We start from the raw sequence: 26,041 nt of genomic DNA on the forward strand, positions 1-26,041 counted from the left end.
AGACGTCCGTGCTTGGAACTTTCGGGGCCTGCGCCCTTCTTGCTGTTGCTGTTTCTGCGTGCGGCGGGACGTCCGCGCCGCAGGCAGCGGAATCCACAGCCGCCGCGCCTGCGGCCTCAGCACCAAGCACCCCCACCCCAACCCCCACCCCAACGCCAACCCCCACACCAACTGCCAAGGCCTACACCACCGACGAGCTCGCGGCCATCGTGGGACAGGTACGGGACGCAGCGGACCGAAGGCTGTCCGTCCTGCCCAGGACGGACATCAACACCACACTGGAACAAACCAAGGCGATGATGGCGTCCATCGACGTCAAGCCGGCAGAATGCAAGGAACTCGCCGCGGCGAGCACGGTGCCTTCCGTCGACGGAGCAACCATGGCGATGGGCATGAGCACGGACGCCGGCACCGGGGCCGTCACAGCCCTGTCGCTGATTGCCGGCCTGGACCAAAGCTTCCTCGCCAAGATCAAGGACCAGCCGGACCAGCTGGCCAAGTGCTCCTCCATGACCATGACCGCCTCCGGGATGGAGGTTGCCGTCACCGTAAAACCGGTGGAGGGGGCCAGCAGCCTTCCCGGCACCGTTGCCTACCGGACCGACAGCGCCCTGCCGGACGGCCGCAAGCAGTCAACCGTCACCGCCCAGGTGGTCAAGGAGGGCGTTGTGCTCACCTCGGTTGCGTCCGGCGGCGCGAGCGAGGCCGACGCCGTGCGGCGGGCAGGTGCCCTCCTGGACTCCGCAGCCGCGCTGGTTAAGTAACAACAAGCTGTCACGCAACAACAATTCGCCACGGAACAACAATGGAAGTAATGCGCGGCGACAAATATCGGGTAAACGAATTCCGAAAATAAAAATACTTGTCAAACGTGCGCACGATCACATAAATTCGTTCTAGCTGCGCTGGAAGTGGGGTGGGCGGTCTCACCAGTCCTCACCAGTACTCAGGCGATAACGGCGTTGAGCCACGCCCGGATGCGATGACCAGCCTCATTGGGGGGCCAGGGGCTTTGCATTCCCGGGCGTGGCTCTACTGTTTCCGGCCCTTGCCGGGCACGCCGGCCCGGCTTGGCCCGTAATTGCCGCAGGTTCCGTGCCGGTAGATTAGTATCCAGACGAATTGTCCGGCCCTGCTGCCCCAGCACTTCCCCAGAAACGGATACCACCCGTGGTCCTACGACTGTCCCAGCTTTTCCTGCGCACGCTGCGCGAAGACCCCGTCGATGCCGAGGTCGCCAGCCACAAACTCCTGGTCCGCGCCGGCTACATCCGCCGCGCTGCTCCCGGCATCTACACCTGGCTTCCGCTGGGACTGAGCGTCCTGCGCAAGGTCGAGGAGATCATCCGCGAGGAAATGGCAGCCATTGGCGCCCAGGAAGTCCACTTCCCGGCACTGCTGCCGCGCGAGCCGTACGAGGCCACCAACCGCTGGACCGAATACGGCGAGGGCCTGTTCCGGCTCCAGGACCGCAAGGGCGCCGACTACCTGCTGGCGCCCACGCACGAGGAGATGTTCACGCTCCTGGTCAAGGACCTGTACTCCTCCTACAAGGACCTGCCGCTGAGCCTGTATCAGATCCAGAACAAGTACCGCGACGAGGCCCGCCCCCGCGCCGGGCTCCTCCGCGGCCGCGAATTCATCATGAAGGATTCCTACTCCTTCGACGTGGACGACGCCGGCCTCGATGCCAGCTACGCAGCCCACCGTGCCGCCTACCTGAAAATCTTCGAACGCCTCGGCCTTGAGGTGGTGCCCGTGGCAGCCACCGCAGGCGCCATGGGCGGGTCCAAGAGCGAGGAGTTCCTCTTCCCCACGGAGATCGGTGAGGACACCTTTGTCCGGTCCGCCGGCGGCTACGCAGCCAACGTCGAGGCCGTCACCACGGTGGTTCCTGACCGGATCGACTTCACCAACGCCCCGGCGGCAGAGGTCCTGGATACCCCGGACACGCCCACCATCGAGACCCTGGTTGCCGCTTCCAACCAGATTGCCCCGCGCGCAGAGTCCGACGGCGGCGCCTGGACTGCAGCGGACACGCTCAAGAACGTGGTCCTCGCCGTCACGCTGCCCACCGGTGAGCGGCAGCTCGTGGTCATCGGCGTCCCCGGCGACCGCGCCGTGGACCTCAAGCGGGTGGAGGCAAACATCGGTGCCTTCCTGCCGATTGGTGGAGAGATCGGCCTGGAGCAGGCAAGCGAGGAAGACCTCAAGAAGCAGCCGCTGATCGTCAAGGGCTACCTTGGCCCCGGCCTGTCCCTGGACGAACCGCTCCTGGGCGCCGAAAGCGCCACCAAGCTGCTCTACCTGGTGGACCCGCGGGTGGTCAGCGGAACTGCGTGGATCACCGGCGCCAACGAGGCCGGCAAGCACGTGTTCGGCCTGGTAGCCGGCCGCGACTTCACCTGGGACGGCGTCATCGAGTGCACCGAAGTCCGCGCCGGCGACCCCTCCCCGGATGGCTCCGGCCCGCTGGAGACCGCCCGTGGCATCGAAATGGGCCACATCTTCCAGCTCGGCCGCAAATACGCCGAAGCCCTGGACCTCAAGGTGCTGGACCAGAACGGCAAGCAGGTGGTGGTCACCATGGGTTCCTACGGCGTCGGTGTCACCCGCGCCGTGGCGGCGCTGGCAGAGGCCAACCACGATGACCGCGGCCTGGTCTGGCCCCGCTCGGTGGCTCCCGCCGATGTGCACGTGGTGGCCGTGGGCCGCGGTGACGAGATCTTCCAGACGGCGGAAAGGCTGTCGGCGGAACTCGAAGAAGCCGGCCTGTCCGTCATCTACGACGACCGGCCCAAGGTCTCTCCGGGCGTGAAGTTCGGCGATGCCGAGCTGGTGGGCGTCCCCACCATCCTGGCCGTGGGCCGCGGCCTGGTGGACGGCGTGGTGGAGATCAAGGACCGCCGCAGCGGCGCCGCCGAGAACGTGGCGGTAGACAAGGCCGTCGACTACGTGGTCAACGCCGTCCGCAACCAGTGATCTCCGGCTTCGAATCGATCCAGCTCACCACCATCATCCTGATCGTGGTGGCTGGATTCGCAGCCGGGTGGGTGGACGCGGTGGTGGGCGGCGGAGGACTCATCCAGCTTCCGGCGCTGCTCCTGGTTCCCGGCATCGCGCCGGTCCAGGCGCTGGCCACCAACAAGATGGGCTCCATCTTCGGTACCGCCACCAGTGCTGTCACGTACTACCGGCGGGTGGGGCCGGACCTTCGGACTGCGGTGCCCATGGCCGTGATAGCCCTGGCCGGCAGCTTTGGCGGGGCAAGCCTGGCCGCCACCCTGCCGGCCGGGGTGTTCAAGCCCATCATCGTGGTGGCCCTGGTCGCCGTCGCGCTTTTCACGGCATTGAGGCCCAGCGTGGGCGAGCTGACGGCGCTGCGCCACGAAGGCCATAAGCACTACGTCGTAGCCTGCCTCATCGGTGCCGTGATCGGCTTTTATGACGGGCTCATCGGCCCGGGGACGGGCTCCTTCCTGGTTATCGCCCTGGTGTCCGCCATGGGCTACGCCTTCCTGGAAGCAAGCGCCAAGGCCAAGATCGTCAACATGGCCACCAATGCCGGCGCCCTGTTGTTCTTCCTGCCGCACGGGTCCATCCTGTGGGGGATCGGCCTGCTGCTCGGGGGAGCCAACATGGCCGGGGGCTACCTCGGCGCCCGCACTGCCGTAAAGCAGGGCAGCAAATTCGTCAGGGTTGTCTTCCTGGTGGTCGTGGCGGCCCTGATCGTCAAGCTCGGCTACGACGTTTGGCAGGAAAACTTCTCCTGAGCAGTCCGGGAAACTGGTCCTCGTCGCGTGGACCAGCCCGGCGTAGCATGCAGGTATGGCACACGGCGATGACGGGTTTGCCGCGGCACTGGCAGCCGCCGCAGGGCATTCGCAGGCCTGGCTGGAGAGCCTTCCGCACCGCCGCGTGGGACCCGGCCGAAACGCCACTGAACTCGCCGCAGTCTTCGGCGGCCCGCTGCCCGAAGCAGGAATGCCTGCAGCCGGTGTCATCGACTTCCTGGCCACCCAGGCAGAGCCCGGCCTCATGGCCATGCCCTCGGGCCGGTTCTTTGGCTGGGTGATAGGCGGCACCCTGCCTGCCGCCCTGGCCTCGGACTGGCTGGTCAGCGCCTGGGACCAGAACGCCGGCCTGCGCTACGCCACCCCCGCCACGGCCGCCATCGAGGAAGCTGCCGGACACTGGCTGCTGGACCTGCTGGGCCTCCCCTCCACCGCCGACGTCGGATTCGTCACCGGCGCCACCATGGCAAACTTCACCGGAATGGCTGCCGCCCGCTGGCGGCTGCTCGCCGACGCCGGCTGGGACCTGGACCGCGACGGGCTCTTCGGCGCACCCCGGATCCGGTGCTTCGTGGGCCGGGAACGGCACGACACCGTAGACCTCGGCCTGCGCTACCTGGGCCTCGGAAAACCAACGGAAGTGGACGCCGACGGGCAGGGCCGCCTGCTCCCCGCCGCCCTGGACGCCGCGCTTGCCGGCGGCACCGGCCCCGCCCTGGTGTGCCTCCAGGCCGGTAACCTGCACTCAGGCGCCTTTGACCCCTTTGCCGAGGCGATCGCCGTCGCACGCAAACACGGCGCCTGGGTGCACATCGACGGCGCGTTCGGCCTCTGGGCTGCCGCCGCGCCGGAACTGCAGCACCTCACCCGGGGCTATGAAGAGGCCGACTCCTGGGGCACCGATGCCCACAAAACCCTCAACGTGCCCTACGACTGCGGCATCGCCATTGTCCGCGACCCCTCGGCGCTGCGCGCCGCGATGGGCCTGCATGCGAGCTACCTGGTGCAGGACGCGGAAGGACCGGGCGATCCCTTCGAGAAGGTCCCGGAACTCTCCCGCCGGGCCCGGGGAGTACCCGTGTGGGCCGCGCTGAAAAGCCTGGGCCGCGAGGGCGTGGCAGCCCAGGTTGGCGGCCTGGCTGGTGCCGCCACGGCCATCGCGGAGGCGATGGCCGCCCTGGACGGCGTGGAGGTGCTCAACGACGTCGCCTATACCCAGGTGTGCCTGGCTTTCGGCGACGACGACACCACCCGCGCGGTCACGGCCCGCATCATCGAGGACGGGAAAGTGTGGATGTCCGGCTCACGCTGGCGGGAGCGGGACATCCTTCGTGTTTCGGTGAGCAACTGGCATACGGCGGGGGAGGACGTGGGCACCGCCGTCGATGCCGTGCGGTCAGCCCTGGCCGCAGTGCGGAACTCCTGACCGTTTCCGCGCCCCTTGCCGCCTGCCTTACCCGTCCTGTCCCGGCTCCGGCAGCGAATGGGGATCCGGCAGGCCGTCCAGTGTTTTGCCGGCCAGGGTGCTGGACACCCAAAGAGACCGGGCCAGATCGCCCCGGTGGCCCTGCGCGGCGTAGCCCAGTGCGTTTTCCACCTCCCTGGCGATGGCCCACTGCCGGGCCACGTCAGGGTCCAGGCCGGCAGCCGAGCTGAAGTCGTGGCAGCGCCTGAGCAGCGCCGCGCCGGGCTGGGAGGCCGGCAGGTCCGCAAGGCGGTTCCACAGCAGCGGGGCCACGGCGAACTCAGGTTCGCCAATCATTGGCTGGGGGTCGATGGCCGCGTAGCCCGCCGCAGTCGGTGCCTCACCCGCCGGCGGCAACCCCGGGCGCGCCAGGACGTTGAGGAAATGCAGGTCCGTGTGGACCAGCAGGTCATGCGCGGACCGGCGGCCCACCGCCCCGCGCGTCTGGCACACCTCCAGGGCGGCCTCCAGCAGCCACCGGGGGAACGGGCGGCCCAACTGGTCCCAGTCCGCCGGCAGCTCGTCGCTCCACTGTTCCGCACGGGCAGCGATGTGCGCGAACTCCCGCCATTCGGGCCGGGGGTCCGGAGCCAGCCCCAGTTGCCGCACCAGCCCGCCCCACACTACGGCAGCGTCATCCAGCGGTACGCCTGCCAGCGATCGGCCGGCGTCGAGGCGTTCCAGGAGCATCGCGCAGGATGCTGCGTCCGAGGCCAGTAACGCAACAGCGCCATGGCCGCCCCAAAGCGCCAGCGCATGCCGCTCCACCTTGGCTTCATCGTGGGGGAAAGCGATCTTCAAGGCTGCAGGTGAACCGTCTTCCTGCCGCACCGGCACCACGATGCCGCCATGTCCGCTCCACGGCATGCTGCCGGGCACCAGGTCAAGGTCGAGCTGCCACTGCTCCAGGCGGTCAGCCAGCAGTCCATGAAGACTGTCGAGCCACGCCCGTCCCGCGCCATTGCGCCTGTAACGGGCCATGAGGTCCGGCGGGATGGGCGGTGCCGGCACCACGGGGTCAGACAACACCCGAGGCGCCCAGCAGGTTGCCAATCAGGAACGTTGCCGCGAGCGCCAATGCGCCGCCCACCACCACGCGCACAGCTGCCCGCGTCTTGGAGCCGCCTCCGATCCATGCCCCCAGGGCACCCGTCAAAGCCAACGCGACCAGCACTGATGCAAAGGTCAGCGGGACCCGGATGCCGGGTGGGGGAAGCAGGATGGCCAGCATTGGCAGGATCGCGCCGATGGTAAAGGCAATGGCGGAGGCGAATGCTGCATGCCAGGGGCTGACGATGTCCTCCTCGGCGATGTTGAGCTCGGCGGACAGGTGCGCGGCCAGGACATCGTGGGCAGTCAGTTCCCGGGCCACCGTGGCCGCGGTTTCGGGGGTCAGCCCCTTGGCCAGGTAGATGGCGGTCAGTTCGGCGAGCTCCGCTTCCGGTTCTTCCGCCAGTTCGCGGCGTTCCTTCTCGATCAGGGCCCGTTGGCTGTCGCTTTGGCTGCTGACCGAGACATATTCGCCCAGCGCCATCGACACCGCACCGCCCACCACCCCGGCTACGCCGGCCGTGAGGATGGGGCCCAGCTCAGCTGTGGCGCCTGCTACGCCCACCACAATGGCGGCCACGGAGACGATGCCGTCATTCGCGCCGAGGACCCCGGCGCGCAGCCAGTTCAGCCGGTGGGCTATGTCATTGCCGTGCGGTTCCGTCTCCAGGTGGTTGTTCAACTCCGGGCCTGCGGTACCGGATCCCGGGACATCGGCTGGATCGTCGGCGTTCATCCCTTCAGCAAACCACCGCTGCCCGCTCATTGCCACCCTCTGCGTGGCCTTCTTTGGCGCCAGCACATCCAGGAGGCAAGGAGAGCCGCTGGCCGCGGTTCAGTATCCCGTGGACGACGGCGCCGGGCTGGTATCGGCAGGAAGTGCGGTACCAGCGGGAAGGGCAGGCAGTTGGTTGATGGCCAGGGCGAGGCCCGGAACGGGTCCGGGGTCAGCGCCCCAGCGTAGCGCCCTTGCTGCGGCACCCTGGAGTGCCGACAACGCCCACCTCCGGTCCTGGCCCTGGGACAGCGCCACAAGGTCGCCGTAGGAGGCGAGCGTCGCCGCCTCGAGCTTGCCCAGGCCTGCCGCCGGTGCGGCCAGGAAGCCGGGGTCCAGGACATATCCGGGCTGTTGCGGTACGGCTGTTCCACACGCGAGCCGAAGGCGTCCCTCCGCGGCGGCGGCCAGTTCCCGGTGCCGGGCCAGGAATTCCGATGCCGGCCCGGCCTCGGCGGGACCGAGGCGGGGGAGTGCCGCCTGGTACCCGTAAGCAGCCTCCTGCTCCGCGGTGATGGCAGCGGACAGGGCCTGCCGTGTACCGGCAGCAGTGCCCGGGGCACGGACCTCCTGGGAGGCAGCCGGGGAAGGCGAGGGACATGGGGAAGCAGGTGCAGGGACCGGCACCTCTTCTACCGTTGCGGGGGCCGTTCCCTCCGGGGCGGGCACTCCTGTGGCGGCGGCCAGGCGGCCGGCCGCCAGGAGCTGTGCGGTGCCGGCGCCCGCGAGGAGGCGCGCCATGCCGCCGTCGGCTGTCTCTGCGTCCTTGAGGCGCGCGGTCCCGCTGCCGGCCAGCGCCTGGACCAGCCCGGCAACGCCAGCGGGACCAGCGGTGGGAGAAGGCGGGTCAGAGGCTGCCGGCGTGGCGGGCGCAGTTTCCGTCCCGGGGCCCGTCAACGCCCTTGCCTGGATGGTCAGCAAGGTCACAACGGGGTCCAGGATGCTGGAATCCTCCGCACCGGTGGAAGCCAGTTCCATTCCGGACGCACGCAGGTCCAGGGCGGCAGTGAGCGCCGCCGCCCTGGCCCGTTCCGTGAACGGAGGCTCGGCGGGGGCCGGCTTTTCCGCGGGAATCAAGGCGAAACCAAGGCTCAGGACCACCAGCGCCGCAAGGGCAAAGACGGCAAACCGGAACGGGCGCACGCGCGGGTGGGTGTCCTTGAGGGGGTCTTTCACAACAGACCATGGTGTCACGCTGAGGGGGCACCCCGGTGCACCACTGGGCCGGTAAAATAGCTACGCTAGTAAACACCACATCATCTATAGGGAGGCGGCCGGCATCGTGAGCAACGCAGAAGCTACGGCTTCACCAGACCACACCGGTACGGGAAGCGGAACCGCGCCGGCCCACAACCCCGAAGCTGCCCGGCTCCGGGCCCTCCTGGAACCCGCCGTTCACGCCAACCGCCTGTACCTCGAGGACGTGGCCATCATCCCCGGCTCCCACCGCGTGGTCCACGTCGTGGTGGACCTGCCGCAGGAGGAAACGGGCGGCGTGAGCCTGGACGTCATCGCGGACATCTCCAAGGTGCTCTCGGACGTGCTGGACAACGACCCCAACGACGACGGCCGTCCTTATGACCTCGAAGTGTCCTCGCCCGGCGTCGGCCGTCCCCTGACCGAACCGCGGCACTGGCACCGTGCCCTGGGCCGGATGGTCAAGGTGAACGTCATCCAGGGCGACAACATGACCGGCCGCATCAAGTCCGTGGATGACGGGGGAGTCACCCTCGTTCCGGAGATCGCCGTCAAGAAGGGCATGAAGCCCCGGCAGGGCGAACCCGTAAAGCTTCCTTTCGACAGGATCCGCAACGGAAAAGTCGAGATCGAATTCAGCCACCTCCCGGAGGACGGTCTGGAACCTGAACACAATGGACCTTCTGAGGAGGCCTGATGGATATTGACATGAGCGCACTGAGACTTTTGGAGCGTGAGCGTGAAATCCCGCTGGACCTCCTGATCCCCACCATCGAGCAGGCGCTCCTGGTGGCCTACCACAAGTCACCCGGCGCCTTCGAAAAAGCGCGCGCCGAGCTGGACCGCAAGAGCGGCCACGTGACCATTTGGGCTGTGGAGATTGACGACGACGGTGCCCCCATCGGCGAATTCGAGCACACCCCCGAGGGCTTCGGCCGCATCGCCGCCAGCACCGCCCGCCAGATCATCCTGCAGCGGCTCCGCGACGTTGAGGACGACAACGTCCTGGGCGAGTTCAAGGGCCGCGAAGGCGAGTTGGTGTCCGGCACCATCCAGCAGGGCAACAACCCGCACATGATCCAGGTCAACCTCGGCTCGCTCGAAGCGCTGCTGCCGCCGCCCGAGCAGGTTCCCGGCGAGAAGTACATCCACGGAAACCGCCTGCGCGCCCTGGTCATCGACGTGCACCGCGGCACCAAGGGCCCCTCCGTGACGCTGTCCCGGTCACACCCGGGCCTGGTCCGGAAGCTCTTCGAACTGGAAGTCCCGGAAATCGCCGACCACTCCGTGGAGATCGTGGCGCTGGCCCGCGAGGCCGGCCACCGCACCAAGATCGCCGTCAAGGCGAACACCCCTGGTATCAACGCGAAGGGTGCCTGCATCGGCGAAATGGGTTCCCGCGTCCGCGCCGTCATGACCGAGCTGAACGACGAAAAAATCGACATCGTCGACTACAGCGAGAACCCGGCGACCTTCATCGCCAGCGCGTTGTCGCCGTCGCGGGTGAATTCGGTCACCATCACGGACGAGGCCACCCGCTCTGCCCGCGTGGTGGTCCCGGACTACCAGCTGTCCCTGGCCATCGGCAAGGAAGGCCAGAATGCCCGCCTCGCGGCAAAGCTGACCGGCTGGCGCATCGATATCGTTTCCGACGCCGCGGCGGCCCGCGACAAGTAACTACCGGAATGGGGGTGGCTGGCGCACCGCGGCAGCCACCCGTTTCGGGCAGAACGGCCCCGAGGGGCTAGAATGGATAAGACCGCGCCTAAGAGCCGGTAGCCGTGTGCCTTGGGCGTGCTTGTTTCCGCAACTGCGGAGGCGGTAAAACCTGCGGCCAGCAGAGAGAACGTCAGGACGATGACCGTGGCAGAAATGCTTTCCACCGGGAATCAGCCCGAACGTACCTGCATCGGATGCCGGCAGAAGGGTCCGCGGTCGCAGTTGCTCCGGCTCGTCGCCGAAGGCAGCGGGTCAACCGCTGTCCTGGTGGATGAACGACGCCGGATGGCTGGCCGGGGTGCATGGCTGCACCCCAGCGAATCGTGCCTGGCCCTGGCGGTCAAGCGGCGAGCTTTCGGACGTGCCCTTCCGGGCGCAACTGAAGCAACCGCCGTCGAACGCCGGATCACGTCAGGCCCGAACGTTGACGCCGCCCCGGTGGCTGCAACACCAACCGTCCAACCTGAAAGCGGGTCAGAAATCTGATGGAAACCCGATGAGTTCCCAGCGATGAGTGCGTAACGATGACAACTTTGTTGCGCTCTGCAATGGGCCCCTTCGCATTAACAGCGGCTGGGGTCCGCAGTAAGAAGTAGACGGTTCGTGCCTGGCTCGGTGCGGACCGAGACAGGAGAAATGTGGCCAAGGTCCGCGTACATGAGCTCGCCAAAGAGCTCGGTATAACTTCCAAAGATGCAGTGACAAAACTGCAGGAACTGGGCGAATTCGTTCGCTCTGCCTCTTCAACCATTGAGGCCCCCGTTGTGCGTAAACTGCGCAACGCCTTCCCCGACGCCGCCGCAAAGTCGTCGGCTCCGGCCGCAGCGCCGGCCGCTGCCCCCAAGGCGCCCGCTCCCGCAGCAGGCACCCGTCCGTCAGTCCCGGCCCCTGGCCCGGCTGCGCCCAAGGCTCCGGCCCCCAAGGCCCAGGCACCGGCTCCGGCCGCTCCCGCTGCTCCTGCACAGGCAGCAGCCCCGGCAGCCCCCGCCACGCCTGCCGCCCCGGCAGCTCCGGCTTCAGGTGCGCCGGCTTCCAGCGCCCCGTCCGCTGGCGCCCCGTCCACCGGCGCGAAGCCCGGTGCACGTCCGGCACCCAAGGCTGACGCCCCGGCTCCCTCCGCCCGTCCGGGTGGTTCAGGGCCCCGTCCCGGCGGTCCCCGTCCGGGCAACAACCCGTTCGCCACCTCGCAGGGCATGCCCCGCGGCCGAGGCGGAGACGGTGACCGTGCACCCCGTCCGGGCAACAACCCGTTCGCCACCTCCCAGGGAATGCCCCGTCCGGGTGGCAGCCGCACCGACGGCGACCGCCCCGGTGGTCCCCGCCCCGCAGCAGGTGCCGGCGGACCGCGCCCCGGTGGTCCGCGTCCCGCTGCAGGTGCCGGTGGTCCCCGTCCCGCAGCAGGCGCCGGCGGCCCCCGCCCGGGCGCACCGCGCCCCGGTGGTCCCCGTCCTACTCCCGGCATGATGCCCAACCGCACTGAGCGTCCCGCACCCGCAGGTGCAGGCCGTCCCGGCGGCGGCCGCGGTCCCGGACGCCCCGGCGGCGCTCCCGGCACCGGTGGTCCCGGTGGCGGCGGTGCTCCCGCCGGCGGCGGCTTCGGCAAGGGCGGCCGCGGACGCGGCGGAACCCAGGGTGCCTTCGGCAAGGGCGGCGCAGGCCGTGGCAAGCAGCGCAAGTCCAAGCGCGCAAAGCGCCAGGAACTTGAGCAGATGAGTGCCCCGTCGCTGGGTGGCGTGAGCGTACCCCGCGGCGACGGCAACACCGTCATCCGGCTTCGCCGTGGCTCGTCCATCACGGACTTCGCCGACAAGATCGAGGCAAACCCCGCCGCACTGGTCACCGTGCTGTTCCACCTTGGTGAAATGGCCACCGCCACCCAGTCGCTGGACGAGGACACCTTCGCCCTGCTCGGCGAGGAACTGGGCTACAAGCTCCAGGTCGTCTCCCCGGAGGACGAGGAGCGCGAGTTGCTCTCCAGCTTCGACATCGACTTTGAAGCCGAACTCGAAGCCGAAGGCGACGAGGAACTCGAGGCACGTCCGCCGGTAGTCACCGTCATGGGCCACGTTGACCACGGTAAAACCCGCCTGCTGGATGCCATCCGCAAGTCCGACGTCATGGCGGGCGAGCACGGCGGCATCACCCAGCACATCGGTGCCTACCAGGTCACGCACAACCACGAAGGCGACGACCGCAAGATCACCTTCATCGACACCCCGGGCCACGAGGCGTTCACCGCCATGCGTGCCCGTGGTGCCAAGGTCACCGACATCGCCATCCTGGTGGTCGCAGCGGACGACGGCGTGATGCCGCAGACCGTTGAAGCCCTCAACCACGCCCAGGCGGCCAACGTGCCGATCGTCGTGGCCGTGAACAAGATCGACAAGGAAGGCGCCAACCCGGAGAAGGTCCGCGGCCAGCTGACCGAGTACGGCCTGGTTCCCGAGGAATACGGTGGCGACACCATGTTCGTGGAGGTCTCTGCCCGCCAGAACCTGCACATCGACGAGCTGCTCGAGGCCGTCCTGCTCACCGCAGACGCCGCCCTGGACATGCGCGCCAACCCGAACAAGGACGCCCGCGGTATCGCGATCGAAGCCAACCTGGACAAGGGCCGCGGTGCGGTTGCCACCGTCCTGGTGCAGTCCGGTACGCTCCGCGTCGGCGACACCATCGTGGCAGGAACGGCCCACGGCCGCGTCCGTGCGATGTTCGACGACGACGGCAGCGCCCTGACCGAGGCCGGCCCGTCCCGCCCCGTCCAGGTGCTGGGCCTGTCCAACGTGCCGCGCGCCGGTGACACCTTCTTCGTGACCGCTGACGAGCGCACCGCCCGCCAGATCGCCGAGAAGCGTGAAGCTGCCGACCGCAACGCCGCCCTGGCCAAGCGCCGCAAGCGCATCAGCCTGGAAGACTTCGACCAGGCCGTCGCCGAAGGCAAGATCGACACCCTCAACCTCATCCTCAAGGGTGACGTGTCCGGTGCCGTCGAAGCCCTCGAAGACGCGCTGCTCAAGATCGACGTCGGCGAAGGCGTGCAGTTGCGCGTCATCCACCGCGGTGTGGGTGCCATCACCCAGAACGACGTCAACCTGGCAACGGTCGACTCCGCCGTCATCATCGGCTTCAACGTCAAGCCCGCCGAGCGGGTTGCCGAACTGGCAGACCGCGAAGGCGTGGACATGCGCTTCTACTCCGTCATCTACGCAGCAATCGATGACATCGAGGCAGCGCTCAAGGGCATGCTCAAGCCGGAATACGAAGAAGTCCAGCTCGGCACCGCCGAGGTCCGCGAAGTCTTCCGCTCTTCCAAGTTCGGAAACATCGCCGGCTCGATCGTCCGCTCGGGCATCATCCGACGCAACGCCAAGGCACGCGTCAGCCGCGACGGCAAGATCATCGGTGACAACCTCACCGTTGAGTCGCTCAAGCGCTTCAAGGACGACGCCACCGAGGTCCGCACGGACTTCGAATGTGGTATCGGTCTTGGGTCGTACAACGACATCGTTGAAGGTGACATCATCGAGACCTTCGAGATGCGCGAGAAGCCGCGCGTCTAAGCTGGTCTCGAACCAGCGGTGGGGAGCCTCCGAGTTTTGGGGGCGCCCCGCCCCTACGCTGGGTGGCCAAGGATCTTGCGATCCTTTGCCACCCAGCTCCGGTAGGCCCGATGCCACTCCCGGGCGCCCCCAAAACTCTTCGGCATCGTCGTTGGCTCGCCTTTAGTGCGTGGCACCCAAACCTTGCGTATGACGCTGGTCCTGCGCCGCCGTCGTACGTCCCTTACTTTTCTTCTTATAGGAGTTGTTCATGGCTGATCCGGCACGTGCTGCCAAGTTGGCGCAGCGGATTAAGGTTGTTGTTGCTGAGGCCCTGGGCCGGCGGATCAAGGATCCTCGGGTGGAGGGCGTTACTGTTACTGATGCCCGCGTGACCAATGACCTGCAGCACGCCACTGTTTACTACACCGTCTTCGGGGACCAGGCTCTCCAGGCTGATGCTGCCAAGGGGCTTGAGAAGGCCAAGGGTGTGCTTCGGCAGGAGGTGGGCCGGAACATCACCGCCCGCCTGACCCCCACCCTCGAATTCGTCGCCGACCAGATCCCGGTCAACGCCTCCAACCTGGAGGAACTGCTGCGGGAAGCCCGCAAGCGGGACGCCGAGGTGGCAGCCCTTGCCGCCAACGCCCGCCACGCAGGCGATGCCGACCCGTACAAGTCCGATGCGTCCGCCGACGTGGACATCGACGAGGACGACTTCGACGACGAGGACCTGGACCTCAACGACGATGAAGACCTCGACGAGGACGGAAACAAGTAACACGCAAGCCAGGGCCCGGGAGCTTATCCCGGGCCCTGGCTGCTTTTAACCCACCCTGTCCTTTAATCAGGGGCCGGTCACGGCCTGCTACCCGAGGTCGGCCCTGATGACCTTTCCAGCTGGCGGCTGCATCGGATCGCCCAGGACGTCGATCGTGGCGTAGAGGTTGTTCCCCTTGATGTCGACGTCAGCCGGCATATCCACCTTCAGGAATGTCGAACGGTGGCCGTCGCAGGTGAACTTCAGGATCTCGCCGCCGAACAGCGACGCTGCATACACGTCACCGTTGCCGGCTACAGCAAGTCCCGTGGGGCTCAGGATGTCGTCCGCCCACACGTCGGTGTCACCGTTCCACGGATTCACTTTGAAAATGGCACCGCGGGCACCCAGTTCAGGTCCTTCCGGTCCGCCGGGCAGTGACGTCACGTACAGCATGCCGTCAGGGCCGATCGCGACGTCCGTGGGGACGGGCTCGAACGCATATTCATGCCCCACCACGCACGCCGGCACCTCTGCAGTGTTCCCCTGCATATCTGTGGGAATCCGCAGACCGGCCGGAATAACCGCCGGCCGTGGCGGCAGGACGGCGACCGTATCGATGTCGCCATTCTTCAGGTTGACCTTCAGGACAGCGTTCATGCCGGCATCCGCAACGTAGGCAGTGTTGTCCCTGACGGCCAGGGCGTAGGGGTGCGAATCCACGATGCCCTTGTAGGTGGCCGGCGGGAAGTTTGGCCAGTTGGCCATGCACTGCGCGCTGACGTCATCCCCGAAGCCGTAACGCTGGTCGCCATCCGGGTTGTGGCGCCGCTCGTAATCGGCAAAGTTTGCGATGGTGTCCACGTGGCCCTTGGAGTCAATCGACTTCAGGTATCCGTGCAGTCCGGCGGGGTCCCCTTGCCCCGCGCCCACGCTTTCAAGGAAGTAGGTTGTGCTGCCGCGGGTATCGGAACCGGCCACTTCCCAGCCCTTGGGCGTGCCCGTGTCCAGGTCTTCGGCTGCTCCCTCACGGTTGATGCGCGTGAGTTTCCCGGCAAAATCCTGCGACACCAGGACGGCCTTGCCGGTTCCCGCCGCCACATGCAGCGGCGAGACCAGGCCGCCTGCAAGTACCTGGTAATCCGGCGATTCAGTGGAAGCGGCGGCGGGGCCTGCGGACGCTATGGCAGCGGCCGAGACGGTGATACAGGCTAAGAGTGCGAGTCTTTTCTTCATTGGGTACTCCGGGGTGCGGGCCCTCGCGGGCTGGATATGGAGCCTCGGCAGAGGCAAAAAATGTATCCCCCGGCGCAAGAGTAGGCCCCTACCGGCGGGTAGTGTTGGGGGCGTCCCCCCTTCTTTGCCCCCTTTCCATCCCCCACGGGGTCACCGGTGGCTAGGATCGTGCTATGACCGCTGCAGACCATGGAAACAGTTCCCCGGAACACTTCGAACGGGCCCAGCACCTCGATCCGGCGCAACACCTGGAAAGGGCCCAGTACCTCGAACAGGCAGTGGACCTTGCCACGGCGAACGTGGGCCAGGGCGGCGGACCGTTCGGGGCCGTGGTGGTGACGCCCGACGGACGGGTCCACTCCGGCGTCAACAGGGTGACGCGGGACAACGATCCAACCGCCCACGCGGAGGTGGTGGCCATCCGGGCGGCAGCGGCCGCAACAGCGGATTTCGACCTCACGGGATCGGTTCTCTACGCCAGCTGCGAGCCCTGCCCCATGTGCCTGGCATCAGCCCTGTGGGCCCGCATCGGGCACGTCTATTTCGCCGCGGACCGCCATGGCGCCGCAGCCGCCGGCTTCGACGACGCCCTCTTTTACGACTACTTCAGCGGCGCCGCACCGGAACTGATGCCGGTCACCCGGGGTGACATCCCGACGTCGGACGTCCCCTTCCAGACCTGGCGCGCCTTTGACAGCAGGAAGGAATACTGACAATGGAACCCACGCTGCTTGCCTGCCCCTCCTGTGGAAAGACCAACCGCGTGCCCGCCCAGGCCTCCGGCCACCCCCGCTGCGGCAACTGCAAGGCGGACCTGCCGTGGATTGTGGCCGCGGGCGACAACGACTTCGCAGCCGTGGCGGAGCAATCCCCGGTGCCGGTGCTGGTCGATTTCTGGGCGGCATGGTGCGGACCTTGCCGGATGGTCAGTCCGGTCCTGGACAAGCTGGCGCGGGAACGGCCCGGGAAGCTCAAGCTGGTGAAGGTGGACGTGGACAAATCGCCCGGGCTGTCGCGGCGGTTCGATGTGCAGGCCATTCCCACGCTGATGGTGCTCGTTGACGGGAAAGTAGCCGCGCGCCAGGCGGGTGCCGCACCCGCGGAGGTCCTTCGGTCGTGGCTGGACAAGGCCCTCGCCGGCGCCCGCAGCTGACGGCGCTCCGGCGCTGGAGGGCGGCAGTCAGTGTGCCGCCGGAAGACGCGACAACCCTTCCAGCAGGTCCTCTTTCCGGCCGCACAGCGCAACGCGGACCCAGCCCTCGCCGATGGAGCCGAAGGCCGTCCCCGGAGCCAGCGCCACGCCGGAGTCAGCGAGGAAGCGCCGGACCCAGGCGCGGACGTCGCCGCCAGTGACGTGGGACATATCGGCCCACAGGTAAAACGCGCCCTGTGCCGGCAGGTAGCGGATTTCCTTTGCGGCAAGGACTGCCGAAGCCGCGTCGCGGTTCTCGCGGTAGTGCTGATGCGCGTGCCGGACGTAGTCCTGCGGCCCCGTAAGCGCCGCCAGCGCCGCGTACTGCGGGGCGGACGCCACGCAGGAGACGATCGATTCCATGACGTTGTCCATCTTCCGTTCCAGCCCCGGCGGGCAGACCAGTGCGCCGATCCGCAGCCCGGTCAGCCCGTAGGTCTTGGACAGTGTCAGCGAAGTGAACACGCGGGCATCCGCTTCGGTGCCGCCGTCGAACCTTGCCGGGCTGACGTGCGGGACATCGTAGGTGAACGCCTCGTAGCACTCGTCCGAGATGACCCAGATGTCATGCCGGCGGGCCAGCTCCACCAACTCCTGCACCAGTTCCCCGTTGAGCACGGCGCCCAGCGGGTTGGAGGGCGAGTTGAGCACCAGCACGCGGGTGCGGCCGGTGATGAGGGCCTCCACGTCGGCAACGCGCGGTTGGAAACCGTGCTCCGGATGCAGCGGATAGCCCACCGGTACGGCGTTCAGCAGCCGGCTGGTCATGGCGAAAGTGGGGTAGCCCGGATTGGGGATCAGGATCTCGTCGCCGGGGGAGAGCAGCAGGCTCATGGCGAAGTGCAGGCCCTGCTGGGCGCCGGACACCACGTACACCCGGTCGGCGCCGACGTCCACACCCTGTTCCTCCCGGAACCTGGCGGCGAACGCCTCCCGCAGGGCCGGAATCCCGGCGTTCGGGGTGTAGTTCGTCTCGTCCCGCTCAAAGCAGGCAATACCGGCGTCCAGGACGTGGCGGGGGAGCGGGAAACCGGGCTCCCCGATGCTCAGCACGATCGCGCCGGGTGTCCGCCAGGCGGCCTCGGTGATCTCGCGGATCTGGTTTACGGGCACGTCGCGGACATGGGCGGCAAGCTGGGGCATGCCAGCCATCCTAGCCGCCGCCGTCGGACGCCTGTGCTGGTCCCTGCACAAGGGCCCCAACCTGCGCCGATATACTGGGAGGCGTGCTTTCTGGACTGGTGATAGTGGACAAGCCGCAGGGATGGACCAGCCATGATGTGGTTGGCCGGATGCGGCGCCTCGCAGGGACCCGGAAAGTCGGGCACGCTGGAACACTCGATCCCATGGCTACCGGCGTGCTGGTGCTCGGCATCAACAAAGCCACCCGCCTGCTGACCTACATCGTGGGCACATCCAAGACCTATACCGCCACCATCCGGCTGGGTCAGTCCACGGTGACGGATGACGCGGAGGGCGAGGTCACGGCCACCGCCACTGCCGCCGGCGTCACGGAGCAGGAGATTTACGACGGCGTCGCGGCGCTCACGGGGGAGCTGCAGCAGGTGCCCAGCAGCGTCAGCGCGATCAAGGTGAACGGCGAACGCGCCTACGCACGCGTGCGGTCCGGCGAAGACGTCAAGCTCGCCGCGCGGCCCGTCACCATCCACCGGTTCGACGTCCACGCTATCCGCAGGGACGCCACGGCCGGCGTCGTGGACCTGGACGTGACGGTGGAGTGCTCCTCAGGCACCTACATCCGTGCCCTGGCCCGGGACCTCGGCAACGCCCTTGGCGTCGGCGGCCACCTCACCGCCCTCCGCCGGACCCAGGTGGGCCCCTACACCCTTGACCAGGCGCGCACCCTGGAGCAGCTCGCCGAAGAGCTCAACGTCCTGGACATGTCCCTGGCCGCGCGTGCCCTGATGCCCAACCGCGAACTCACCGCCGAGGAAACCGCCGAAATCTCGTTCGGCCGCCGGATTTCAGCCGGTACGGCCCCCGGCACCCCCGGCGCCGCCACCGCCGAGCACCCTGCGGCGGGCTTTGCCCCCGATGGCAGCCTGGTGGCCCTCCTCGCCGATGCGGGCAGCTACGCCAAACCGGTCCTTGTCTTCGCGCCCGGCACCGGGACTGGAAATGGGAACGGGCCGTCCGCCACCGCCACCGCCGCCGCGGAGGCGTAGGCGTGGACGCATACTTTTGGATCATCCTGGTTGTCGGCCTGGTGTCCACGGTGCTCTGCCTGGGGGCCGGAATCCTGAAGAAGGCGCCGAACGACGTCACCCTCCTGTCCGTCGTGGCCGTGGAAGCGGCCCTGGTGGTCTACCTGGTGGGTTCGATCGTCCGCGTCATTGCCGGCGAACGGATCGCCGGCGAAGCGTGGGAGTTTTGGGGCTACATGGCCACCGCCATGCTCCTGCCTCCCGCGGCCATCTACTGGGCCATCCTGGAGCGGACGCGGTGGAGCAACTTTGTCCTGGCCGCGGTGGGTGTCACTGCCCTGGTGATGGCTGCCCGAATGAACCAGATCTGGTACTGAAGTGGAAGAAGCAGCAGAAATGAAAGAGCAGCAGGCCCGCGCGGCCGCCGGCGACGCACCCGTCCGCAATACCCGCAACACCGGACCCGGCCGGCTGCTGATCGCGGTCTATGGAGTGTTTGCCATCTCGGCCACCGCCCGTGCCGGCTACCAGATCCTCACCAAATTTTCCGAGGCCCCGCTGGCATACCTGCTCTCCGCCTTCGCAGCCGTGGTGTACATCCTGGCTACGGTGTCGCTGGCCAAGGCGGGAACCACGTGGTTCAAGGTCTCCGTTGCCGCCGTGCTGGTGGAGCTCGCCGGGGTCCTGGTGGTGGGGACGCTGAGCATCCTGGACTCTGTGCAGTTCCCGCATGAGACTGTCTGGTCCCTGTTCGGCCGCGGCTACGGCTTCATCCCCCTGCTGCTGCCCATCCTGGGCCTGGTGTGGCTGTACCGCCGGCGTCCGTCCGCGGCAGCGGCGGGTTCCGCCAAGGCTGCGGAGTGACGGCAAAAGCCGCGCAGCGAATCCGGGTAACCTTGAAGAGTTCCGCAGCCGCACGGCCGGCGGAGCACCGATGCTTGAACGCAGCTTAAAGGCGAGGGTGATGGTCTACATCTGGAACGATCCGTCCGATGTCCCGGCGGACTTCGGCCCATCTGTTGTCACTTTCGGCAACTTCGACGGCGTTCACCGCGGCCACCAGCAGGTGCTGTCCCAGCTGATCCGTTCTGCCCGGCTCGCCCACGCCAAGGCTGTGGCCATCACCTTTGACCCCCACCCGGCAGTCATCCACCGGCCCGAGGCGGCGCCGGAGCTCATCATGGGCCTGGATGACAAACTGGAGGCGCTCGGCGAGCTGGGCCTGGACGCCATCCTGGTGGTCAAGTACTCGCTGGACCTTGCCAGCCTCACGGCCGAGGAATTCGTGGAGCAGTACCTGGTGGACTGCCTGCACGCCAGCCACGTGGTCATCGGCCACGACGCACGCTTTGGACGCGGCAACTCCGGCGACCTGGAGACCATGAAGGCGCTGGGCGACAAGTTCGGCTTCGACGTCCAGGTCATCAGCGAGTTCGGATCCGAGGGCTACCCCCTGCATGACGACGAGGGCACGGACCGCCGCTGCTCCTCCACCTGGGTGCGTGAGGCACTGCAGGAGGGCGATGTCGCCACCGCCGCCTCGGTCCTGGGCCGCCCGCACCGGATGCGCGGTGAAGTGGTCCACGGCGCCGCCCGGGGCAGGGCACTTGGCTTCCCCACGGCCAACCTTTCCTCGAATGCCACGGGCCTGATCCCCGCGGACGGCATCTACGCCGGCTGGCTGGTGGACCAGGCCGGCAAGCGCTGGCCGGCCGCCATCTCGGTAGGCTCCAACCCCACCTTCGACGGCGTCAGCCGCCAAGTGGAGGCGCACGTCATCGACAGGCCGGAGGAAGCCGTGGAGGACTTCGATCTGTACGACCAGACAGTCATCGTGGAATTCGTGCAGCGCCTTCGCGGCATGGTGGCCTACCGTGGCCCTGAGGCCCTGGTGGAACAAATGCGGCTGGACGTGGCCCAGGCCCACCGGATCCTGGCCGGTTCCTGACTCCGGCCCATCCGCCCGGGGTGAGAACAACGAAAGGCAGTGCGTGTCCGTAGAAAAGAACACCCGCAACCTGGACCAGGGGATAGTCCGCGACTTCAGCTCGCGGATGAGCTACGCCTCCTACCTGCAGCTGCCCACACTGCTCAGCGCGCAGCAGCCGGTCAGTCAACCTGAACACCACGACGAGCTGCTGTTCATCATCCAGCACCAGACCACGGAGCTCTGGCTGAAACTGGTCCTGCACGAACTGCGCAGCGCCGCCGCCTGGCTCCGGGAGGACGACCTGGGCTCGGCGCTCAAGGGCATCGCCCGGGTCAAGCACATCCAGAAGACCCTCACCGAGCAGTGGTCCGTCCTGGCCACCCTCACGCCCACCGAGTACTCGCAGTTCCGCGGGTTCCTGGGCAACTCCTCCGGGTTCCAGTCCGCCCAGTACCGCGCAGTGGAGTTTGTCCTGGGCAACAAGAACAGGAAGATGCTGCCCATCTTCGAATCCGATCCGCAGGCGCACGCCATGCTGGCGGAGCTGCTGGCCGCCCCCAGCATCTATGACGAATTCCTGGCCTACCTGTCCCGGCAGGGGTTCGACGTGCCGCAGTCGGTCCTAAACCGGGACGTGACGCTGGCCCACGAATTCACCCCGGAACTGGTCCCGCTCTTCAAGCACATCTATGAAAACGCCGCGGACAACTGGGCCGCCTACGAGGCGTGCGAGGAACTGGTGGACCTGGAGGACAACTTCCAGCTCTGGCGGTTCCGGCATCTGCGCACCGTCCAGCGGACCATCGGCATGAAGACAGGCACCGGTGGATCCAGCGGTGTGACCTTCCTGCAAAAGGCGCTGGAACTGACATTCTTCCCGGAACTATTCGCTGTCAGGACGGAGATCGGACAATGAGCATCCATCAGGAAAACCCCACGGACGTTTCCGCCGAAGAGCTCCGCCGGCGGGCCGGGGAGCTGGACCGGAAAGACGCCCTGGCGCACTACCGGGACCACTTCATCGGCACGGACACGCCGTTGTCCTACCTGGACGGCAATTCCCTGGGGCGGCCCCTGAAGCGCACCGCCGATGACGTTGCCGCCTTCGTCCGGGACGAGTGGGGCGGCCGGCTCATCCGCGGCTGGGACGAGAAGTGGCTTGCGCTGCCACAGGCCATCGGCGACCAGTTGGGCCGTGCCGTCCTTGGCGCCGCGCCGGGACAAACAATCATCGCCGACTCCACCACCGTGGTGCTCTACAAGCTCATCCGCGCAGCCCTTGCCGCGGTGCAGGACCCGGACCGCAACGAGCTCGTACTGGATACCGAAAACTTCCCCACGGACCGCTACCTGGTGGAGGGCATCGCCCTCGAGGAGGGTCTGACCCTCCGCTGGATTGAGCCGGACCCCGCCGCCGGGGTGACCCTTGAACAGGTGCGCCAGGCCACCGGGCCGCGCACCGCCGTCGTACTCCTCAGCCAAATCGCCTACCGCTCCGGCCACCTCGCCGACCTGCCGGGCATCACCACGGCAGTGCACGACGCCGGGGCCGTGGTGGTGTGGGACCTTTGCCATTCAGCGGGGTCGGTTGGGATCGACCTGGACGGCGCGGACGTGGACTTCGCCGCGGGGTGCACGTACAAGTACCTCAACGGGGGGCCGGGGTCGCCGGCGTTCGCCTACGTCAACGCCCGGCACCTGCCGTCACTGAACCAGCCCATCTGGGGCTGGATGGGCCGCAAGGACGCCTTCGAAATGGCCGCCGGCTATGAACCGGCCGCGGGCATCCGGGGCTTCCTCAGCGGCACACCGGCCATCTTCGGCATGATCGCCATGCAGGGCACCCTGGACCTCGTCGAGGAAGCATCCATGGCCGCCATCCGTTCGAAGTCCGAAGACCTCACCGCTTTCGCCGTCGAGGTCTTCGACGCCTGGCTGGCCCCACTGGGTGCGCAACTGGCATCGCCCCGGAAGCCGGGGGAGCGGGGCGGGCACATCACCGTGGACCACCCTGACTTCACCAAGGCCACCGTCGAAGCGCTCTGGGACGGGGACGTCATTCCGGACTTTCGCTCGCCGCACGGCATCCGGGTGGGGCTGTCCCCGCTGAGCACCAGCTTCGCCGAAGTCCTGCAGGGCATGGCCGCCATCCGGGACCGGCTGCAGGGCTGAGCGCCCCACTGTCACCGCTGCCCTGTTTCGAGCGTCGCGTTCTCGAGCGCACTGTTTCGACAAGGTTAGGCCGGGGCCGGTAAACTGGACGACGGATCCGGCTGCAGTCCGTGGCGGCTGGCTCCTGTTGTTGTCAGCCCCTCAGGTTTACCGGAGCGGGACGAACGCGGCAGACCCGGCAGTGAGTTACTGACCTGGGCCCTCACGGCACATTCCCAAGGAGTTATTGTGGCACTTGAAGCCGCTGTAAAGCAGTCCATCATCAAGGAATACGCAACCGCCGAAGGCGACACCGGTTCACCGGAGGTCCAGGTTGCCGTCCTGACCCAGCGGATCAAGGATCTGACTGAGCACATGAAGGAGCACAAGCACGACTACCACACCCAGCGCGGTCTGCTGGCCATGGTTGGTCGCCGCAAGCGCATGCTGAGCTACCTCAAGAAGACTGACATCGCCCGCTACCGTTCGCTCATCGAGCGCCTCGGCCTGCGCCGCTAGTCTGGCTTTGGGGCGGCCCTTTCCCTCCGGAACGGGCCGCCTTCTTCAAATGAAAAACTAAACAGGAGGATCAACCGCATCACGCATTCGCGGTCCTCGGTAGTGATCTCCGGGAACGGCTTCGTTGACAGAAGCCGGCGGCCCGTGGGTCTCGATCGATGACCGGGTGCAGGGCCAGTAGACAGATGCTGGACTGGGTTGATGCGGCTGGACTTCCGTGAAACAGAAACGGAGGTGACTCTCTTGGAGGGTCCCGAAATCCAGTTCTCAGAGGCAGTCATTGACAATGGCCGCTTCGGCAAGCGTGTAATCCGCTTCGAAACCGGCCGCCTCGCCAAGCAGGCCGCCGGCGCAGCCATGGTGTACATCGATGATGACACCGCGCTGCTGTCCGCCACCACCGCCGGCAAGCACCCGCGTGAAGGCTTCGACTTCTTCCCGCTGACCGTGGACGTCGAAGAGCGCATGTACGCCGCCGGCCGCATCCCGGGCTCGTTCTTCCGCCGCGAAGGCCGCCCGTCCACCGAAGCCATCCTGGCCTGCCGCCTGATGGACCGCCCGCTGCGCCCCGCCTTCATCAAGGGCCTGCGCAACGAAGTCCAGATCGTGGTGACCGTCCTGGCCATCAACCCCGACGAGCTCTACGACGTCGTGGCCATCAACGCTTCCTCGATGTCCACCCAGCTGTCCGGCCTGCCGTTCTCCGGCCCCATCGGCGGCGTCCGTGTTGCCCTGGTGAACGACGAAAACGGATCCCAGTGGGTTGCCTTCCCCAAGCACTCCCAGCTGGAAAACTCCGTGTTCAACATGGTGGTTGCCGGCCGTGTTGCCGGTGACGACGTCGCCATCATGATGGTCGAGGCCGAAGCCACCGACAACTCCTGGAACCTCATCAAGGAGCAGGGCGCCACCGCTCCCACCGAAGAGGTTGTGGCCGAGGGCCTGGAGGCTGCAAAGCCGTTCATCAAGGCACTCTGCGACGCCCAGGCCGATCTCGCCGCCCGCGCTGCCAAGCCCACGGTCGAGTTCCCGGTCTTCCTGGACTACGAGGACGACGCTTACGCCGCCGTCGAGTCCGCTGCAGCCGACAAGCTTGCCGCCGTCTTCCAGATCGCCGACAAGCAGGAACGCGACAACGCTTCCGACGCACTCAAGGACGAGGTCCTTGCATCGCTGGCCGGCCAGTTCGAAGGCCGCGAGAAGGAACTGTCCGCAGCCTTCCGCTCCGTCACCAAGCACGTGGTGCGCCAGCGCATCCTGAAGGACCAGATCCGCATCGACGGCCGCGGCCTGACGGACATCCGCCAGCTCACCGCCGAGGTCGAGGTCCTGCCCCGTGTCCACGGCTCCGCCATCTTCGAGCGCGGCGAGACCCAGATCATGGGTGTCACCACGCTGAACATGCTCAAGATGGAACAGCAGATCGACTCGCTGTCGCCGGTGACGCGCAAGCGCTACATGCACAACTACAACTTCCCGCCGTACTCCACCGGTGAAACCGGCCGCGTGGGCTCGCCCAAGCGCCGCGAAATCGGCCACGGCGCCCTGGCCGAACGTGCCCTGGTGCCCGTGCTGCCGTCCCGCGAGGAATTCCCGTACGCCATCCGCCAGGTGTCCGAGGCCCTCGGCTCCAACGGTTCGACGTCGATGGGTTCCGTCTGCGCCTCCACCCTGTCCCTGCTGAACGCCGGTGTGCCCCTGAAGGCCGCCGTCGCCGGCATCGCCATGGGCCTGGTCTCCGACCAGGTGGACGGCCAGACCCGCTACGCAGCCCTGACCGACATCCTCGGCGCCGAAGACGCCTTCGGTGACATGGACTTCAAGGTTGCCGGTACCTCCGAGTTCGTCACGGCCATCCAGCTGGACACCAAGCTCGACGGCATCCCCGCCTCGGTCCTGGCAGCAGCCCTGAAGCAGGCCCGCGAAGCCCGCCTGCACATCCTCGAGGTCATCAACTCGGCCATCGACACCCCGGACGAAATGTCCGAGTTCGCACCGCGCGTGATCGCCGTCAAGATCCCCGTTGACAAGATCGGCGAGGTCATTGGCCCCAAGGGCAAGATGATCAACCAGATCCAGGAGGACACCGGCGCCGACATCTCCATCGAGGACGACGGCACCGTGTACATTGGCGCCACGGACGGTCCGTCTGCCGACGCAGCCCGCTCCGCGATCAACGCCATCGCCAACCCGCAGGTCCCGGAAATCGGCGAGCGGTACCTGGGCACGGTCGTCAAGACCACCACCTTCGGTGCCTTCGTGTCGCTGACCCCCGGCAAGGACGGCCTCCTGCACATCTCCGAGCTCCGCAAGCTGGCCAACGGCAAGCGCGTGGACAACGTGGAGGACGTGGTCTCCGTTGGCCAGAAGATCCAGGTGGAAATCACCAAGATCGACGACCGCGGAAAGCTCTCGCTCGCCCCGGTGGTAGCCGAGGAAGAGGCCCCGGCCGACACCGAGCGCGCCCACACCGAGGAGCCCGCTGAAGGCGCTGACGTCTAACAGCCCGGGACTCCCGGCACAAGCATGAATCGGCGGGGCCGGTGGAT

Annotated in this window: 24 protein-coding genes; 19 read left to right on the forward strand and 5 right to left on the reverse strand. The window is 67.3% G+C overall.

The genetic code is table 11. The annotated features are described in order from the left end of the window. Nucleotides 1–8 precede the first annotated feature (8 nt). From ACIGJD_RS06910 to ACIGJD_RS06925, 4 genes are all read left to right on the forward strand, one after another. The gene (locus ACIGJD_RS06910) at nucleotides 9–764 is read left to right on the forward strand and encodes a hypothetical protein (protein WP_483688875.1); all 756 of its coding nucleotides are present in this window, start codon (nucleotides 9–11) and stop codon (nucleotides 762–764) included. Nucleotides 765–1,170: 406 nt separating this feature from the next. Continuing rightward, nucleotides 1,171–2,982: a proline--tRNA ligase gene (locus ACIGJD_RS06915; protein ID WP_483688876.1), complete on the forward strand. Its 1,812-nt coding sequence runs from the start codon at nucleotides 1,171–1,173 to the stop codon at nucleotides 2,980–2,982. Further along, nucleotides 2,979–3,773 (forward strand): sulfite exporter TauE/SafE family protein, encoded by a 795-nt coding sequence (locus ACIGJD_RS06920; RefSeq protein ID WP_142134587.1) that lies wholly within the window; start codon nucleotides 2,979–2,981, stop codon nucleotides 3,771–3,773. The genes ACIGJD_RS06915 and ACIGJD_RS06920 overlap by 4 nt, the downstream gene beginning before the upstream one ends. 55 nt (nucleotides 3,774–3,828) lie before the next feature. Then, nucleotides 3,829–5,220 carry a pyridoxal phosphate-dependent decarboxylase family protein gene (locus ACIGJD_RS06925; RefSeq protein ID WP_483688877.1) on the forward strand — a complete coding sequence of 464 codons (1,392 nt, stop codon included), beginning with the start codon at nucleotides 3,829–3,831 and terminating at the stop codon, nucleotides 5,218–5,220. A gap of 27 nt (nucleotides 5,221–5,247) precedes the next feature. On the opposite strand, the gene ACIGJD_RS06930 is transcribed toward ACIGJD_RS06925, so the two are convergent. From ACIGJD_RS06930 to ACIGJD_RS06940, 3 genes are all read right to left on the reverse strand, one after another. Further along, the gene (locus tag ACIGJD_RS06930; RefSeq protein ID WP_483689447.1) at nucleotides 5,248–6,240 is read right to left on the reverse strand and encodes an aminoglycoside phosphotransferase family protein; all 993 of its coding nucleotides are present in this window, start codon (nucleotides 6,238–6,240) and stop codon (nucleotides 5,248–5,250) included. Between the two features lie 37 nt (nucleotides 6,241–6,277). Further along, nucleotides 6,278–7,045 carry a VIT1/CCC1 transporter family protein gene (locus ACIGJD_RS06935; protein ID WP_483689448.1) on the reverse strand — a complete coding sequence of 256 codons (768 nt, stop codon included), beginning with the start codon at nucleotides 7,043–7,045 and terminating at the stop codon, nucleotides 6,278–6,280. 99 nt (nucleotides 7,046–7,144) lie between these two features. Continuing rightward, on the reverse strand, nucleotides 7,145–8,260 hold the full coding sequence (locus ACIGJD_RS06940; protein ID WP_483688878.1) for a DUF4439 domain-containing protein: 1,116 nt from the start codon (nucleotides 8,258–8,260) through the stop codon (nucleotides 7,145–7,147). Nucleotides 8,261–8,366: 106 nt separating this feature from the next. Between ACIGJD_RS06940 and ACIGJD_RS06945 the strand changes: the two genes are divergently transcribed. From ACIGJD_RS06945 to rbfA, 5 genes are all read left to right on the forward strand, one after another. Continuing rightward, nucleotides 8,367–8,978 carry a ribosome maturation factor RimP gene (locus ACIGJD_RS06945; RefSeq protein WP_483688879.1) on the forward strand — a complete coding sequence of 204 codons (612 nt, stop codon included), beginning with the start codon at nucleotides 8,367–8,369 and terminating at the stop codon, nucleotides 8,976–8,978. Next, nucleotides 8,978–9,958 carry a transcription termination factor NusA gene (nusA, locus tag ACIGJD_RS06950; RefSeq protein WP_483688880.1) on the forward strand — a complete coding sequence of 327 codons (981 nt, stop codon included), beginning with the start codon at nucleotides 8,978–8,980 and terminating at the stop codon, nucleotides 9,956–9,958. The genes ACIGJD_RS06945 and nusA overlap by 1 nt, the downstream gene beginning before the upstream one ends. Before the next feature lie 180 nt (nucleotides 9,959–10,138). Then, complete coding sequence (locus tag ACIGJD_RS06955) at nucleotides 10,139–10,486, forward strand: YlxR family protein (protein WP_483688881.1); 348 nt, start codon at nucleotides 10,139–10,141, stop codon at nucleotides 10,484–10,486. A gap of 152 nt (nucleotides 10,487–10,638) precedes the next feature. Next, nucleotides 10,639–13,560 carry a translation initiation factor IF-2 gene (gene infB, locus ACIGJD_RS06960; RefSeq protein ID WP_483688882.1) on the forward strand — a complete coding sequence of 974 codons (2,922 nt, stop codon included), beginning with the start codon at nucleotides 10,639–10,641 and terminating at the stop codon, nucleotides 13,558–13,560. 250 nt (nucleotides 13,561–13,810) lie between these two features. After that, complete coding sequence (gene rbfA, locus ACIGJD_RS06965) at nucleotides 13,811–14,320, forward strand: 30S ribosome-binding factor RbfA (protein ID WP_483688883.1); 510 nt, start codon at nucleotides 13,811–13,813, stop codon at nucleotides 14,318–14,320. Between the two features lie 87 nt (nucleotides 14,321–14,407). Here rbfA and ACIGJD_RS06970 read toward each other — a convergent pair whose 3' ends face one another. Next, nucleotides 14,408–15,535: a ScyD/ScyE family protein gene (locus ACIGJD_RS06970; protein ID WP_483688884.1), complete on the reverse strand. Its 1,128-nt coding sequence runs from the start codon at nucleotides 15,533–15,535 to the stop codon at nucleotides 14,408–14,410. 173 nt (nucleotides 15,536–15,708) lie between these two features. Here ACIGJD_RS06970 and ACIGJD_RS06975 point away from each other — a divergent pair, with 173 nt between their 5' ends. Both ACIGJD_RS06975 and trxA read left to right on the forward strand, forming a co-directional pair. Next, the gene (locus ACIGJD_RS06975; RefSeq protein WP_483688885.1) at nucleotides 15,709–16,248 is read left to right on the forward strand and encodes a nucleoside deaminase; all 540 of its coding nucleotides are present in this window, start codon (nucleotides 15,709–15,711) and stop codon (nucleotides 16,246–16,248) included. A gap of 2 nt (nucleotides 16,249–16,250) precedes the next feature. Continuing rightward, nucleotides 16,251–16,688 (forward strand): thioredoxin, encoded by a 438-nt coding sequence (gene trxA, locus ACIGJD_RS06980; RefSeq protein ID WP_483688886.1) that lies wholly within the window; start codon nucleotides 16,251–16,253, stop codon nucleotides 16,686–16,688. 27 nt (nucleotides 16,689–16,715) lie between these two features. On the opposite strand, the gene ACIGJD_RS06985 is transcribed toward trxA, so the two are convergent. Next, complete coding sequence (locus tag ACIGJD_RS06985) at nucleotides 16,716–17,870, reverse strand: pyridoxal phosphate-dependent aminotransferase (RefSeq protein WP_483688887.1); 1,155 nt, start codon at nucleotides 17,868–17,870, stop codon at nucleotides 16,716–16,718. An 83-nt stretch (nucleotides 17,871–17,953) separates the two neighbouring features. On the opposite strand from ACIGJD_RS06985, the gene truB reads away from it, so the two are divergent. The 8 genes from truB to ACIGJD_RS07025 all read left to right on the forward strand — a co-directional run bounded on the left by truB (nucleotide 17,954) and on the right by ACIGJD_RS07025 (nucleotide 25,994). Next, a complete protein-coding gene (gene truB / locus ACIGJD_RS06990) occupies nucleotides 17,954–18,913 on the forward strand; it encodes a tRNA pseudouridine(55) synthase TruB (RefSeq protein WP_483688888.1) in 960 nt (319 codons plus the stop codon). A 2-nt stretch (nucleotides 18,914–18,915) separates the two neighbouring features. Beyond that, entirely contained in the window at nucleotides 18,916–19,269 is a 354-nt protein-coding gene (locus tag ACIGJD_RS06995; protein ID WP_483688889.1) for a hypothetical protein, read from the forward strand. Between the two features lie 19 nt (nucleotides 19,270–19,288). Beyond that, nucleotides 19,289–19,756 carry a hypothetical protein gene (locus ACIGJD_RS07000; protein ID WP_142134559.1) on the forward strand — a complete coding sequence of 156 codons (468 nt, stop codon included), beginning with the start codon at nucleotides 19,289–19,291 and terminating at the stop codon, nucleotides 19,754–19,756. Between the two features lie 100 nt (nucleotides 19,757–19,856). Further along, nucleotides 19,857–20,840, forward strand: coding sequence for a bifunctional riboflavin kinase/FAD synthetase (locus ACIGJD_RS07005; protein ID WP_483688890.1), 984 nt, complete (start codon nucleotides 19,857–19,859; stop codon nucleotides 20,838–20,840). 43 nt (nucleotides 20,841–20,883) lie between these two features. Beyond that, complete coding sequence (gene kynA / locus ACIGJD_RS07010) at nucleotides 20,884–21,738, forward strand: tryptophan 2,3-dioxygenase (RefSeq protein ID WP_483688891.1); 855 nt, start codon at nucleotides 20,884–20,886, stop codon at nucleotides 21,736–21,738. After that, nucleotides 21,735–22,994, forward strand: coding sequence for a kynureninase (locus ACIGJD_RS07015; RefSeq protein ID WP_483688892.1), 1,260 nt, complete (start codon nucleotides 21,735–21,737; stop codon nucleotides 22,992–22,994). The genes kynA and ACIGJD_RS07015 overlap by 4 nt, the downstream gene beginning before the upstream one ends. A 228-nt stretch (nucleotides 22,995–23,222) precedes the next feature. Continuing rightward, complete coding sequence (gene rpsO, locus ACIGJD_RS07020; RefSeq protein WP_163164502.1) at nucleotides 23,223–23,492, forward strand: 30S ribosomal protein S15; 270 nt, start codon at nucleotides 23,223–23,225, stop codon at nucleotides 23,490–23,492. 243 nt (nucleotides 23,493–23,735) lie between these two features. Beyond that, the gene (locus tag ACIGJD_RS07025) at nucleotides 23,736–25,994 is read left to right on the forward strand and encodes a polyribonucleotide nucleotidyltransferase (protein WP_483689449.1); all 2,259 of its coding nucleotides are present in this window, start codon (nucleotides 23,736–23,738) and stop codon (nucleotides 25,992–25,994) included. The last annotated feature ends 47 nt before the right edge of the window (nucleotides 25,995–26,041 follow it).

It is taken from the genome of Arthrobacter sp. E1SS-5, from assembly GCF_057073715.1.